This is a genomic window from Pseudomonas putida (assembly GCF_030159595.1).
Lineage (GTDB): Bacteria > Pseudomonadota > Gammaproteobacteria > Pseudomonadales > Pseudomonadaceae > Aquipseudomonas > Aquipseudomonas putida_AC.
The window spans coordinates 93,976-106,103 of record NZ_BSKJ01000009.1 but is presented as its reverse complement, the minus strand read 5'-3'; the positions used below and the strand labels follow the sequence as shown (position 1 = coordinate 106,103).

The 12,128-nt window shown below is 57.6% G+C and carries 12 protein-coding genes; 5 read left to right on the top strand and 7 right to left on the bottom strand.

Annotated features, from left to right (window positions below):
- Positions 1 to 107: 107 nt before the first annotated feature.
- Positions 108 to 674 carry a phosphonoacetaldehyde phosphonohydrolase-related protein gene (locus QQL85_RS19975; RefSeq protein WP_284356466.1) on the bottom strand — a complete coding sequence of 189 codons (567 nt, stop codon included), beginning with the start codon at positions 672 to 674 and terminating at the stop codon, positions 108 to 110.
- 202 nt (positions 675 to 876) lie between these two features.
- On the opposite strand from QQL85_RS19975, the gene QQL85_RS19970 reads away from it, so the two are divergent.
- The gene (locus tag QQL85_RS19970; protein WP_284356465.1) at positions 877 to 1,584 is read left to right on the top strand and encodes an MlaA family lipoprotein; all 708 of its coding nucleotides are present in this window, start codon (positions 877 to 879) and stop codon (positions 1,582 to 1,584) included.
- 34 nt (positions 1,585 to 1,618) lie between these two features.
- Here QQL85_RS19970 and QQL85_RS19965 read toward each other — a convergent pair whose 3' ends face one another.
- On the bottom strand, positions 1,619 to 1,918 hold the full coding sequence (locus QQL85_RS19965) for a PilZ domain-containing protein (protein WP_284356464.1): 300 nt from the start codon (positions 1,916 to 1,918) through the stop codon (positions 1,619 to 1,621).
- 281 nt (positions 1,919 to 2,199) lie between these two features.
- On the opposite strand from QQL85_RS19965, the gene rssB reads away from it, so the two are divergent.
- Positions 2,200 to 3,381: a two-component system response regulator RssB gene (gene rssB, locus QQL85_RS19960; RefSeq protein ID WP_284356463.1), complete on the top strand. Its 1,182-nt coding sequence runs from the start codon at positions 2,200 to 2,202 to the stop codon at positions 3,379 to 3,381.
- Complete coding sequence (gene rssC, locus QQL85_RS19955) at positions 3,378 to 3,860, top strand: anti-sigma factor antagonist RssC (protein WP_019096598.1); 483 nt, start codon at positions 3,378 to 3,380, stop codon at positions 3,858 to 3,860. The genes rssB and rssC overlap by 4 nt, the downstream gene beginning before the upstream one ends.
- 12 nt (positions 3,861 to 3,872) lie before the next feature.
- Here the strand turns inward: rssC and QQL85_RS19950 are convergent, their stop codons facing one another.
- From QQL85_RS19950 to QQL85_RS19925, 5 genes are all read right to left on the bottom strand, one after another.
- Positions 3,873 to 5,723 (bottom strand): alkaline phosphatase D family protein, encoded by a 1,851-nt coding sequence (locus QQL85_RS19950; protein ID WP_284356462.1) that lies wholly within the window; start codon positions 5,721 to 5,723, stop codon positions 3,873 to 3,875.
- A 206-nt stretch (positions 5,724 to 5,929) separates the two neighbouring features.
- Positions 5,930 to 6,856: a transaldolase gene (gene tal, locus QQL85_RS19945; protein WP_284356461.1), complete on the bottom strand. Its 927-nt coding sequence runs from the start codon at positions 6,854 to 6,856 to the stop codon at positions 5,930 to 5,932.
- Positions 6,857 to 7,026: 170 nt separating this feature from the next.
- Positions 7,027 to 8,037 (bottom strand): tRNA dihydrouridine(20/20a) synthase DusA, encoded by a 1,011-nt coding sequence (gene dusA, locus QQL85_RS19940; RefSeq protein WP_284356460.1) that lies wholly within the window; start codon positions 8,035 to 8,037, stop codon positions 7,027 to 7,029.
- A 399-nt stretch (positions 8,038 to 8,436) separates the two neighbouring features.
- The gene (locus QQL85_RS19930; RefSeq protein WP_284356459.1) at positions 8,437 to 8,886 is read right to left on the bottom strand and encodes a hypothetical protein; all 450 of its coding nucleotides are present in this window, start codon (positions 8,884 to 8,886) and stop codon (positions 8,437 to 8,439) included.
- Positions 8,883 to 9,974, bottom strand: a complete 1,092-nt coding sequence (locus tag QQL85_RS19925) for a hypothetical protein (protein WP_284356458.1) — start codon at positions 9,972 to 9,974, stop codon at positions 8,883 to 8,885. Before QQL85_RS19925 ends, QQL85_RS19930 begins: the two co-directional genes overlap by 4 nt.
- A 468-nt stretch (positions 9,975 to 10,442) precedes the next feature.
- On the opposite strand from QQL85_RS19925, the gene QQL85_RS19920 reads away from it, so the two are divergent.
- A complete protein-coding gene (locus tag QQL85_RS19920) occupies positions 10,443 to 11,378 on the top strand; it encodes a hypothetical protein (protein ID WP_284356457.1) in 936 nt (311 codons plus the stop codon).
- Positions 11,368 to 12,090, top strand: a complete 723-nt coding sequence (locus QQL85_RS19915) for a hypothetical protein (protein WP_284368777.1) — start codon at positions 11,368 to 11,370, stop codon at positions 12,088 to 12,090. The genes QQL85_RS19920 and QQL85_RS19915 overlap by 11 nt, the downstream gene beginning before the upstream one ends.
- Positions 12,091 to 12,128: the final 38 nt, after the last annotated feature.

Below are 12,128 nucleotides of genomic sequence, written 5' to 3'. Positions count from 1 at the left end.
AATGGCTTGGCAAACCATGGACCTCTGCGAAGCGGCAAAGGTTCTGGCCTGTCTTCAGCGTAATCCACCTGCCGCCGCTTTGCATGATCCGTGTCAAAGGTGCTGTATCAGGGTTTTTCACCTTTGCGCCGGCGCTGCGCGATGTCCTGCAGGCAAGTGTCCAGCGCTTCCAGGTGGTCGATCACCGAGTGTACGCCCAGGCCGAACAGTTCCAGTGTCGCCTTGCCGCGGGCCAGGTCTTGCTCCTGCGGGGTCATGGCTTGCCATTGCTGCGAGCTGCGGTCGCAGAGCGGGCTGCAGGCGGCCAGGCCCACCGTCCACAAGCCTGCGTTAAGGCCAGATTGCAGCAGGCGCGGGTCGCCGCTTACCAGCACGCAGCCGTCCAGGCGTTCGCTGTCCAGACTCATCAACGCCTGCCAGCAGGCATTGGGCGCCGGCCAGCGCACGCCGTTGACCAGATGCCCCGGCAGCCAGTCGGGCAGCACATGGGCAAGGCGCTGGCCGTGGGTGGCGGTGAGGTCATCCAGCCAGATGCACGGCACCTGGCGATGGCGCAGGCTGGCGAGGGTGGCCAGTGCGCCGGGGGCGGGCGAGGGGGGGACGCCATTGGCGGCTTGCACCAGACAGCCGCGCAAGCCGAACAACACAGCAGTGAAGGCGGGTGCAGCGTCCATGGCAACGTCCCCCAAATAGTCCGCAGGCTATTCGCGGATTGTTACCAGCCTGTGACAGGGTGCGCCCGCGCAACAGTTGTTCACAAAATATTGAGCAAAAATGTGTAAAGCTGTTTATCAGCCCGCAAGCCTCTATACTGCCGCCTTACCAGCAGCGCGCACCGTTGCGCTTGCGGCCGAGAAATTCGATGGAGAGACATCTATGCGTAGGATCGGTGCCAGTGTGATCGAACGAGTCACCCAGGCCTGTGTCTGCGCCAGCATGCTGCTGGCGCCCGTGGCAGCCACCCAGGCAGCCACCGAGGAAGATCCCTGGGAAGCGGTCAACCGTCCGATCTTCCGCTTCAACGATACCCTCGACACTTATGCCCTCAAGCCATTGGCCAAGGGCTACCAGGCAGTCACCCCGCAGTTCCTCGAAGATGGCATCCACAACATTTTCCGCAACCTGGGCGACGTGACCAACCTGGCCAACGACCTGCTGCAGCTTAAACCCCATGCGGCGGGCGTGGACACAGCGCGACTTATCGTCAACACCACCTTCGGCTTGGGCGGTTTCTTCGATGTGGGCACCAGGATGGGCCTGCAACGTAATGACGAAGACTTTGGCCAGACATTGGGCTATTGGGGCGTGCCGAGCGGCCCTTATGTGGTCATCCCGTTGCTAGGCCCAAGCACTGTGCGTGACGGCGTGGCCAAGTACCCGGATACCTACACCAAGCCCTACCGTTACATCGACCATGTGCCGACACGCAACTCGATCTTCGCCCTGGACGTGATCGACACCCGCGCCGACCTGCTGTCGGCCGAGAAGCTGATTCAGGGTGACAAGTACATCTTCATTCGCAACGCCTACCTGCAGAACCGCGAGTTCAAGGTGAAGGATGGTGAGGTCGAAGACGACTTCTGATCTGTGAACCTGGGGTCGCAAAGCGGCCCCAGGCTCAATGCATGGCCAGAATCCGTAGCCCGAACTTCTGCTGTCCGCCTGGCTGGTCGGCAATCCATACAACCTCGGTGCTGGCATGAAGCCCCTTGAGCGCCGGGTGGTCGGAGTCGATCCGCACCTCGATATGATCCCCTACCAGAAAGCGTTGCGGCGCTTGCACTTGCATGCCGCTGCTGGACAGGTCCAGGCACACCGCCGCAATCACCTGGCCTTCGTGCAAAAGGCTGGCCTCGGTGTCGATGCGCATACGGATAAAGTCGCGTTTCTCGCTGTGGCTGGAGGGTGTGCGGGGCATGCTGCATCCTTCCTGTCTGGTTGCGCTGGTCGACTTTCTTATAACTCCCGGTGATTTGCCCTGTAAAGAGCGGCGAGGTCGACCCTTGCATGCTTGAAACGCTTGCCGGATGGGAGTACCGTCTGCGCCTTACAAGGTAGCTCTCACAGTTGCCGGACAGTTGCCGGGCAGGTGTTCTTGTCCTACAACTCAAGTAGAGTGTGACCACAAAGAATTCCCGTAGCTGGCCGTCTGCCTTGCCGACACCGCTGCACCAACCTAAATCGGCGCCGTTCGCCCACATGCAGAAAACCAGTGCAACGCTGCTGATCATCGATGACGACGACGTGGTCCGTGCGAGCCTCGCCGCCTATCTTGAAGACAGTGGCTTCAGCGTCCTCCAGGCCGGCAATGGCCAGCAGGGGCTTCAGGTCTTCGAAGAACACCAGCCCGACCTCGTGATCTGCGATCTGCGCATGCCGCAGATGGGCGGCCTCGAACTGATCCGCCAGGTCAGCGAGCGCGCGCCGCAATTGCCGGTGATCGTGGTGTCCGGTGCCGGCGTCATGAGTGATGCGGTGGAAGCGTTGCGCCTGGGCGCCGCCGACTACCTGATCAAGCCGCTGGAAGACCTGGCCGTACTCGAGCATTCGGTGCGCCGCGCCCTCGACCGTTCGCGTCTGGTGCTGGAAAACCAGCGCTACCGCGACAAGCTCGAAGCCGCCAACCGCGAACTGGAAGCCAGCCTGCACCTGTTGCAGGAGGACCAGACCGCCGGTCGCCAGGTGCAGATGAACATGCTGCCGGAAAGCCCTTGGGTAGCCGGCGAGTTCGCTTTCGAGCATCAGATCATCCCGTCGCTGTACCTGTCGGGTGATTTTGTCGATTACTTCCGCGTGGACGAGCGGCGCATTGCCTTCTACCTCGCCGATGTTTCCGGGCATGGCGCGTCGTCGGCCTTTGTCACCGTGCTGTTGAAATTCATGACCACGCGGCTCATGTTCGAGCTCAAGCGCAGCAAAATGCGCGAATTCAAGCCGTCGGAAGTGCTCAGCCATATCAACCGTGGCCTGATCAACAGCAAACTGGGCAAGCATGTAACCATGGTCGGCGGCGTGATCGACGAAGAGTCTGGTCTGCTGACCTACGCCGTTGGCGGTCACTTGCCGCTGCCGGTGCTGTATACCCCCGAGCACGCCCGCTACCTGGAAGGCCGTGGCCTGCCGGTGGGGCTGTTCGACGAGGCTACCTACCAGGACCTGGTAGTGGAGCTGCCCCCGACGTTCAGCCTCAGCCTGATGTCCGATGGCATTCTGGACCTTTTGCCGGGTGATACGCTCAAAGATAAAGAAGCCGCCTTGCCGGAAATCGTCAAGGCAGCAGGTGGCAGCCTGGATGGGCTGCGTCAACGATTTGGATTGGCTACGCTTGGGGAGATGCCGGATGATATCGCCCTATTGGTGTTGAGCAGGAACCTTCAATGAGTACGGGTAGAATCCAGTTCGCCGAGCAGAGCGGCACCTTCGTACTGAAATTCGTCGGTGAAGTGCGCCTTACCCTGTGTTCGGCGCTGGATGCGACGATCGAGAAGATATTCACTGCGCTGAACTTCTCGGCGATTGTCATCGACCTGACTGAAACCGAAAGCATCGACAGCACCACCCTGGGCCTGTTGGCCAAGCTGTCGATCCTGTCGCGGCAGAAGGTGGGTTTGCTGCCGACCGTGGTGACCACCAACCCGGATATTTCCCGGTTGTTGCAATCGATGGGTTTCGATCAGGTATTCAACATCGTCGACCGTCCAATTCCGTGCCCGGAATGCCTGACCGATCTGCCGTCGCAGGACCAGAACGAAGACGTGGTGCGCTCCAAGGTGCTGGAGGCGCACAAGATCCTCATGGGCCTGAATGACTCCAACCGCGAAGCTTTCCACGACTTGGTGAGTGCGCTGGAGCGAAGCTGATCTGTTGCCTGGCTACCGCCCGGCAACAAACTCGGTCGCTTCAGCACCTTCGGCATCCAGCTGAAACACGCGCACTGGCCGCCCCTGTTCGTCGAAAAACACCTGCCCCAACCCCGCCCCATTCCACAGCCGCTCCCCAGCCTTGCTGTGGTTAGGCGTACGCGGCACCACCTCCATCTCCCGGCGCTTGGTAAACCAGTTCAACGGCGAGCGTGGCGCATACAGCCAGCGGTTCAGCCGGTCGAGCACATCCAGCAAGCGCCGGGGGAACTCGTTCTTGATTCCGCTGCTGGTCACCTGCCACAAGTGTGGGCTGCGCTGGCGGTGACGGATCAGCACTTCATAGACGAACGAGTAGTGTACGTCCCCGGACAGCACCACATAGTGCCCTGGTGTACGGGAGTGGCGGAAGATGTTGAGGATGACCTGCGCCGCCCCTCGGTGGGCCATCCAGTTTTCGGCATCCACCAAGAGTGGATAGCCCAGCCAGCTGAACACCTTCTGCACCGTTTCGATCAGTTTCACGCCAAAAATCGGCGCAGGTGACACGATGATCGCTGACGGGTGGTCGAGCAGTGATTGCTGCAGCTCGCTCAGCGCTTCCCAATCGAGCAGGCCGGACGGCTTGGCCAGGCTGTTTTCACTGCGCCAGCGGCGGGTGCGGGTGTCCAGCACGAGCAAGGGTGGGTCTGTGGGCAGGCTGAATTGCCAGCCCTGGAAGCGCAGCAGCTCGCCGATCAGCTCATCCTGGTGTTGGCCGGTCAGCGCCTGGCATTGCTCGGTCAGTGGCTTGCAGCCGTCCGGGTTGTTACCCCAGGCCTGGCACAGCAGGTAGCCGAGCAGGGCGTTGCCGATGATGCGCCGCGAGAACGGGTGGCCGTAGGCGGTTTCTTCCCACTGTGCCGAGAGGTTCCAGTCGTCGGTGATGTCGTGGTCGTCGAAGATCATCAGGCAGGGCAGGTGGGCCATCACCCGCGCCACCTGGCCGAGGTTGTCGGCAAACGCCTGGATTAACGGCAGCTCTTGTCGGTAACGGGCCTGGCGTTGGTCGGTAAGGCCGTTGGGCATGTCCATGTTCACCAACTGCCAAGGCACCGGTGACCACACCAGCAGGTACATGGCCATGACTTCGGCGAAGGTCACCAGGTGGTTGTCGGCGTTGCTGGACGAGAAGATCGGCTTGCGCTTGCCGCCGAAAAAGCGCTCGCGCAGGGTGTCGTTGTGTTCCTGTGCCGGCAGTAGGTCGGCGCGGTGGTAGTAGCTGGCCGGGTGCTGGTACAGCGACTGGCTGTCGGGCACCACCGCCCCCTCCAGTTGCTCGTCGAACAGGCCCAGGCGCGTGATCAGGCTATGGATGGCGCGCAGCATGGGGCCGGCGACATCATCGGCATACACCTGGTCGCCGGTCATGAGCAGAACGGCGGGGCGCTCTTCGGGGTGTGTGCAGGCCTGCAGCAGGCGATCGGCGCACAGCAGTCCGTCGGCTGCAGGGTGGTGCGGCTTGCGACAGGAACCGTGCAGCAAGTGATCGAGGCGCTCGCGCAGCACCAGGCTTGGGCGCTGGGTGCCGGGGTAGAGCAGGTGTGGTGCCCAGCCCGCGATGCCCTGGCCGTTTATGAGCAGGTCGTAGTCGATCAACTGGTTGCAGGGCAGAGGGTGGCTGAAGTGGATGTCCAGCAGGTGGATGAAGGCGTGCTGGCCGACCGCGACCACTTGGCAATCGACCTGGGGCGCGCTGGCTGGGCAGATCAATTCGGGGTGCAGCGGTTGGGTGGCGACCAGCCAGATGGCCAGGCGCTGAGGCTCCAGGCGGCGCAGTACCGGGCCGGCGAGTACGAGGGGCAATGGGGTAGAGGGGGTCATCGACAGCTCGAGTGGCTTATCGGGCCTCTTCGCGGGCAAGCCCGCTCCCACAGATACGGTGCCAATTTCTGGCCTGTGGTGCTCCCTGTGGGAGCGGGTTCACCCGCGAAGAGGTCCAGGAATTCAATACACAACTAAGGCTTGGAAAAACAAAACGGGCGGAAAATGCTGAACACTTCCCGCCCGTCAGGCAAACCTGAAATGTATCAGGCCTTTTCTGCCATCAACTTCTCCAGCTTTTCCTGGTCCCGCGCAAACTGGCGGATACCCTCGGCCAGCTTCTCGGTGCCCATGGCATCTTCGTTCATCGCCCAGCGGAACTGGCTTTCATTCAGCTGCTGCTTGGCCTCACCGGCATTGCCCGGCTTCAGCACCTGCGGCAGCTCACCCTGGTCATCGCTCAACTGCTGCAGCAACTCCGGGCTGATGGTCAGGCGGTCGCAGCCAGCCAGTTGTTCGATCTGGCCGATGTTGCGGAAGCTGGCGCCCATGACCACGGTGTTGTAGCCATTGGCCTTGTAGTAGTTGTAGATACGCGTGACCGACTGCACGCCCGGGTCCTCGGCACCGACAAATTCCTTGCCGGTGCTCTTCTTGTACCAGTCGTAGATACGGCCCACGAACGGCGAAATCAGGAACACCCCGGCGTCAGCGCAGGCTTGCGCCTGGGCGAAGGAGAACAGCAGAGTGAGGTTGGTCTGGATGCCTTCCTTCTCCAGCTTTTCGGCAGCGCGAATACCTTCCCAGGTGGAGGCCAGCTTGATCAGCACACGGTCACGGCCAACGCCGGCCGCCTCGTACAGCTCGATCAGCTTGCGCGCCTTGGCCAGCAGGGCCGGCTCATCGAACGACAGGCGCGCATCCACTTCGGTGGAGATACGCCCCGGGATGACCTTGAGAATGCCCGAACCCACGGCCACGGCGAACTTGTCGCAGGCCAGGTCGACATTACCCTTGGCGTCGGCCTTCACCTGTTTGAGGAGGTCGGCGTAGCCCGGGATGGCAGCGGCCTTGAGCAGTAGCGACGGGTTGGTGGTGGCATCGACCGGCTTCAGGCGGGTGATGGCGTCCAGGTCCCCGGTGTCGGCGACCACGGTGGTGAACTGCTTGAGTTGTTCCAGCTTGGAGGTCATGGGCGTGCTCTGTCCTGTGCAATGACTCGACATTACCCGAGCCCCGACGGCCGCTCAAGGGCCGTCGAAACCATGCAGGCAAGCGGTGGGAGCAGGCTTGCCCGCGAAGGGTGGTGCGAAAGGTGAAGATTCGAGTCGCAAGCCGGCCCGAGGTTCCCAAGCCCTCGTTGTCACCGCCCCTGCAATAACGCCACTGCCTGATCAAATACCGCCAACGGCTCAGCTGCCTTGTGAATATCCGCCGACAGCAATTGGCGGAAGCGCCGTGCGCCCTTGAACCCCTGGGCCAACCCCAGAATGTGCCGGGTAACGTGATGCATCGCGCCACCACTTTCCATATGCGCCACGATATAAGGCCGCAGCTGTGCCAGTGCCTCGCTGCGGCTGACCACCGGCGCATCGCTGCCAAACAGCTGCTGGTCCACTTCGGCCAGCAGGTAAGGGTTGTGATACGCCTCACGCCCCAGCATCACACCGTCGAAGGTTTCAAGGTGCGCCTGGCATTCAGCGAGGGTCTTGATCCCGCCGTTGAGCACGATCTCCAGGTCCGGGAAGTCTGCCTTCAGCTGTGCTGCCACGTCGTAGCGCAGCGGCGGGATTTCGCGGTTCTCCTTCGGCGACAGCCCCTCCAGAATCGCGATGCGCGCATGCACGGTAAAACTCTGGCAGCCGGCCTCGCGCACCTGGCCGACGAAGTCGCACAGTTCGGCGTAGCTGTCGCGGCCATTGATGCCGATGCGGTGCTTGACCGTCACCGGCGTCGACACCGCATCACGCATGGCCTTCACGCAATCGGCCACCAGCGCCGGGTGCGCCATCAGGCAAGCGCCGATCATGTTGTTCTGCACCCGGTCGCTCGGGCAGCCGACGTTGAGGTTGACTTCGTCGTAGCCGGCTTCCTCGGCCAGACGCGCGCAGGCAGCCAGGTCGGCGGGCACACTGCCGCCCAATTGCAGGGCCAACGGGTGCTCGGAGACGTCGTGGCGCAGGAAGCGGTGGGCGTCGTTGTGCAGCAGGGCACCGGTGGTGACCATTTCGGTGTAGAGCAGGGTTTGGCTGGAGAGCAGGCGCAGGAAGAAGCGGCAGTGGCGGTCTGTCCAGTCCATCATGGGTGCAACGCTGAAGCGGCGTGATGGCTCAGGGCGCGTGTTTTCTGGCTTTGAGGCTGATTCTAGGGGCATTCTGGTCTACGCATTTTGTACCATTTCTAGGAGATCGGGACGTTCTTGGTAATGGCGGTGGTGTGATGTACCAATGCCAACAACGCTCGTACCCCCCCCAAATAATGGCAACGGTCAGTGCAAGGAAAAAGGCCGATGGGGCGGTCAGCTATACCGTCCGGATCTACCTCAACAAAACGGATGCCGTAGTCTACCAAGAAGCCCAGACATTCGCCCGAAAGCAGGCAGGTCAGGCCTGGACAAAGCGACGAGAGATAGGGTTGGTTGGGGCTGGTACGGTTAGCGGGCTGGGCGCAGAGGCGATGAGCCGATCATTCGTGTAGGCCGCATCCTGGAGTCACCTAGCGATCACTTGAGCAATTATCAAGGGGCTACAACAGTAGCCCCTAAGTCTTACAGCTAAGCAGGCTCAGCTTCTCGTGCCTCCTTGACCAGATCAGCAAGATCCTTAATCAGATCAGGTAGCTTGCCAAGATTTTTCCAGTTGCCGACCGCTGTCCCAAGCACTACTGTGATTTCGATTAATTTGGATATGACTTTTATGGTTTGATCTGCGATTTTCAGTTTTTTTATTACGTCGGCGGCTTCCTTTATTCCTTTGTTTATGGTTTCTGCGGAGCCTTTGATTTTGCTGAGTGCGTTAGTTACATAAAGGTTGTAGGCATAAGATGCGCCTTGCAGTATTTCGTTTGCCTCTTTCGTGCGTGCGTCTAGCTCCTCTTGTGTAGCGCGATCTTCTTTGGGCTTTTTGTATTCGGCGGCTATCCGTTTATCCAGCTCGGCATGTGCTCTCATGAGGTCTTTATATATTCTGTACAGGTTTTCCGACGTGATTGTCTCTTGGCTCATTTTTCGGATTCTCCTTTGAATGCATCGTCATACTGTTTGCGCGCAGCTACGACCTGCTCTCGCGCAGCTTTAACGTAAGCAATGATTTGCTTGCCAGATTTCGAATCCAGTGAGCCAGACTCGATCGCCAGTTTATGATGGGTGTCGCCAATCGCCTTGAGCGCTGCCGAGTATTTCAAGGCGGCACTTTTTTTAGCCTCAATGTCTTTGAGTTCGGCTTTCTTTGAGTGCGTGATTGCAAGTGCGCTATCAAGGGATTTTGGTGGGAATTTCGCTGAGGCTTCAGAGTACCAGCGGTCTACCGATGAGTGCTCCGCTGCTATCTGATCGGACTGGTCTTCTAGTATTTGGGAGAGAAGCGCGGTCAAGGTGTTGATGCTGTTGTCGTTTTCTTCAATTATTTTCTTGAGCTCATATTGTCGCCAGATGTCCTGAGGGATGCTGATTAGTTTCAGGACTGCGCCATAGGCAGCATTTTGTTTTTCCTTTTCCTCCTTGGTGTCAGATTGTGCGGTAGAGGGGAGGTTGTTTAAGTTCTTAACTAAATCGTTGGTGCTCCCATTGACGGAAGTCAAATCGTCGCCGGCTAGGGTTGCCAAATTCGCCATGTAGTGTGATAAGACTTTATGCAGGCTTTCAATGGATTTTTGGTTTTCAGGGGTAAGTCCAAATGGCATGAGCGGGGTGTTTAATACAGGTGGGCAGGTTTTTTTGACGTATGCTTTATCGCCGCAGTCAACGCCCTCAGATAGTTGCTGACTGATGTATTCGTATTCTTCCTGTCTAGCCTTTCCATTTTTTAGATAGCTGTTAATGTCGTTGGACGATGTCAGGGCTGCGGACTGGCTGGAGAATTTTTGAACCTCCTCCAAGTTTACGCAAGCAGACACCGTCGCGAGCAGGGTCACGGCAAAATAGATTTTGGTCGTGCGATGAACCGCAGACATTTGCATAGCAAAGATCCTCAGGTAAGCCTGCGTGGCGGAGTAGCGCATTATCGTTTGTGCGCTCGACGTGAGCGATTGCACCACTAAGCAATCTAGGCGAGAAGCGGTGATGGCGCCAGGCCATCCAATTGAATGGATCATGAGAGATCCGCCCTTGGGGGCGCAGCATGCAAAAGTCTGTGAAGGCCCTGCAGCATGTCCAGAATGCTGATGTCATGAAGGTGGTCCAGTTGGACGACAACGGGGCGCGTGTGGCTGCGTCGAACTGCACGAACCAATCGGAAATACGGGGTGTATCTACCGGTTTGCTGAGTACTTGATTAACGGCCAGGTTGCAGTGTCGGCTTGGCTTGCATTTGGACGATACTTTTGATCCAGACGGTGATGGTTAGTTGTAATGCGACCGCTTACCGGTGACGGGCGGGTCAACCATGAGGCCGCCGTGGCGTGAGGTTCGGTAACCGCCGTCTACCTAGCACACTTGAGGTGATCGTACAGGGCCGTGAGTGAAAGTGGCTTGGACAACGGCGATCGGGAGCTGATTGCACTGCAGGCCTTTCAGGTCTATGTGCGCGAAGTCGCCAAGTAAAATAGAGGCGAGCCAGGAGGATGCGTCAACATCCAGCCCGGCCCGCTGAACCCGCAGACCCGTTATATGAAGTGTCAAGAAATAGGCGTCTCGTTTCTGTTGGTGGTAGTCGCCGGCTTAGCTCGTCACTCGCCCGGCTGCTAGTACAGGACGCTGCTCAAATAGAAGCTGTTTATTTTTTGGCGGTAATGGGTACGGCTGCTAGCATAGAAAGTGGTTTAAAGGTGCTCAGAGGGACACTTGAAATGAAGCTTAGGTTGGGGCTGATTGGTTTCTTGGTGGGTATAATATTTTCCGGTGGTTCATATGCGGCCCAGTATTGCGGTACTTACAATGGTCAAGCAATTTATCAAGAGCTAGCAGGTCGTACCTGTAAGGAAGCTATGGATTCAGCGCGAGGTTTTGACTCGTCGCAGAGGCGAGAACAAAGCATGCGGCAATTTGAAGATGGGCTGCAACAACTTAACAAAATTTACAATAGTCAGCCGGAAGACCCGCTGGAACTCCAGCGTCAGCGTGAAGCCGGTGAACAATCCGTACGTGATGCAGAGGAGAAAAATCGCGTCGCTCAGGAAGAATATAGAAAATTCAAAGAACGTGAAGCTACGGAGTTTGAAGATGTAGAAAAGAGCTTTAACGAACAGCAGGGTGATACGGGGTGGCAAGCGCGCGCTAACCAAAAAGTGGTAACTCCGGGATGTGACTGTAGGGAAGTAACAGGGGCATGCATGGCAAAGATAGCGCTGAAGCATGTGTCAAATACAGGTGCTGACTATGAGGTTCGTTCAAATGAGTCGCGATGCTCAAAAGTGAGTTATTACATTGATAGTACGCCTTATATTAGTATCATTAGTAACGGTAATGCTGTTGTGGAGCACAGTGCAAGTCAAAAAAAGCTGACCTTGAAGAATTTTTCCGTGGAGAAGTGTGAGGTGTGCTCGTATGATGAAAGGTAAGCTGATTGTCATTCCTGCCTTTTTAAGTGCAACTATATTAAGTTCTCCGATCTTTGCGGTTGATTCAAAGGCGGTGCCGCAAAATTTTAAAATGTCAGAAGGTCTTCGCCAGCAATTGCTGAAAGATCCAGAGGCAGCGCTTGGTAGTTCTAATTTTATTTCTGTGACATACGATTTGACTTTGATTGGTAAGACTACGAGGTCTGTAGTTTCATCTGAGAATGGTTTTTTAGTTACGCATTCAATGATTCTTGATAAGCCAGTGTCTAATCTCTTTGCGTATCACGGTTTTGCTACGCTTGATAGTCGCGGTGAATTGCTTTCACTGGATTACTCTGCGCAGGGTGTTGATGGAGACTTTCCGCCGCAAAAATTCACCTTTGCTCAGCGGAGCAAGGATTACTCGGGGGGGGAGGTGAGAAGCTTGTATCAGTGCGTCCGTGGAGCGGCACGAAAGGCGGCAGATTTTTATTCGGCGTTGCCTGGGAAAATTTTTAGAATCGACTGTTCTTCGGGGACTCAGTCGGATTCTTTTAAGTCCGCCATGAAGTTTGCATTTTACTACTCGGATTATCTGGATTTCTCTGTGGGTATGATGTATGACTCATACGTTAGTCAAGGGGAGGTTACACAGGCTGTTTTAAGGTTCAAAGATAAGTTAGGGGTGGAGAGGGAGGTGAGTTATAAGTATGAGTACAAATATCTTTTTTGAGATAGGGTGATGTTGTGAGTGGCGCTGAGTGCTGTGGT

Bases quoted from the DNA above. Each gene is read 5' to 3' on its own strand.
- QQL85_RS19975 (WP_284356466.1), bottom strand. From the start codon at position 674: ATGGACGCTGCACCCGCCTTCACTGCTGTGTTGTTCGGCTTGCGCGGC.
- QQL85_RS19970 (WP_284356465.1), top strand. From the start codon at position 877: ATGCGTAGGATCGGTGCCAGTGTGATCGAACGAGTCACCCAGGCCTGT.
- QQL85_RS19965 (WP_284356464.1), bottom strand. From the start codon at position 1,918: ATGCCCCGCACACCCTCCAGCCACAGCGAGAAACGCGACTTTATCCGT.
- rssB (WP_284356463.1), top strand. From the start codon at position 2,200: ATGCAGAAAACCAGTGCAACGCTGCTGATCATCGATGACGACGACGTG.
- rssC (WP_019096598.1), top strand. From the start codon at position 3,378: ATGAGTACGGGTAGAATCCAGTTCGCCGAGCAGAGCGGCACCTTCGTA.
- QQL85_RS19950 (WP_284356462.1), bottom strand. From the start codon at position 5,723: ATGACCCCCTCTACCCCATTGCCCCTCGTACTCGCCGGCCCGGTACTG.
- tal (WP_284356461.1), bottom strand. From the start codon at position 6,856: ATGACCTCCAAGCTGGAACAACTCAAGCAGTTCACCACCGTGGTCGCC.
- dusA (WP_284356460.1), bottom strand. From the start codon at position 8,037: ATGCCCCTAGAATCAGCCTCAAAGCCAGAAAACACGCGCCCTGAGCCA.
- QQL85_RS19930 (WP_284356459.1), bottom strand. From the start codon at position 8,886: ATGAGCCAAGAGACAATCACGTCGGAAAACCTGTACAGAATATATAAA.
- QQL85_RS19925 (WP_284356458.1), bottom strand. From the start codon at position 9,974: ATGATCCATTCAATTGGATGGCCTGGCGCCATCACCGCTTCTCGCCTA.
- QQL85_RS19920 (WP_284356457.1), top strand. From the start codon at position 10,443: ATGCGTCAACATCCAGCCCGGCCCGCTGAACCCGCAGACCCGTTATAT.
- QQL85_RS19915 (WP_284368777.1), top strand. From the start codon at position 11,368: ATGAAAGGTAAGCTGATTGTCATTCCTGCCTTTTTAAGTGCAACTATA.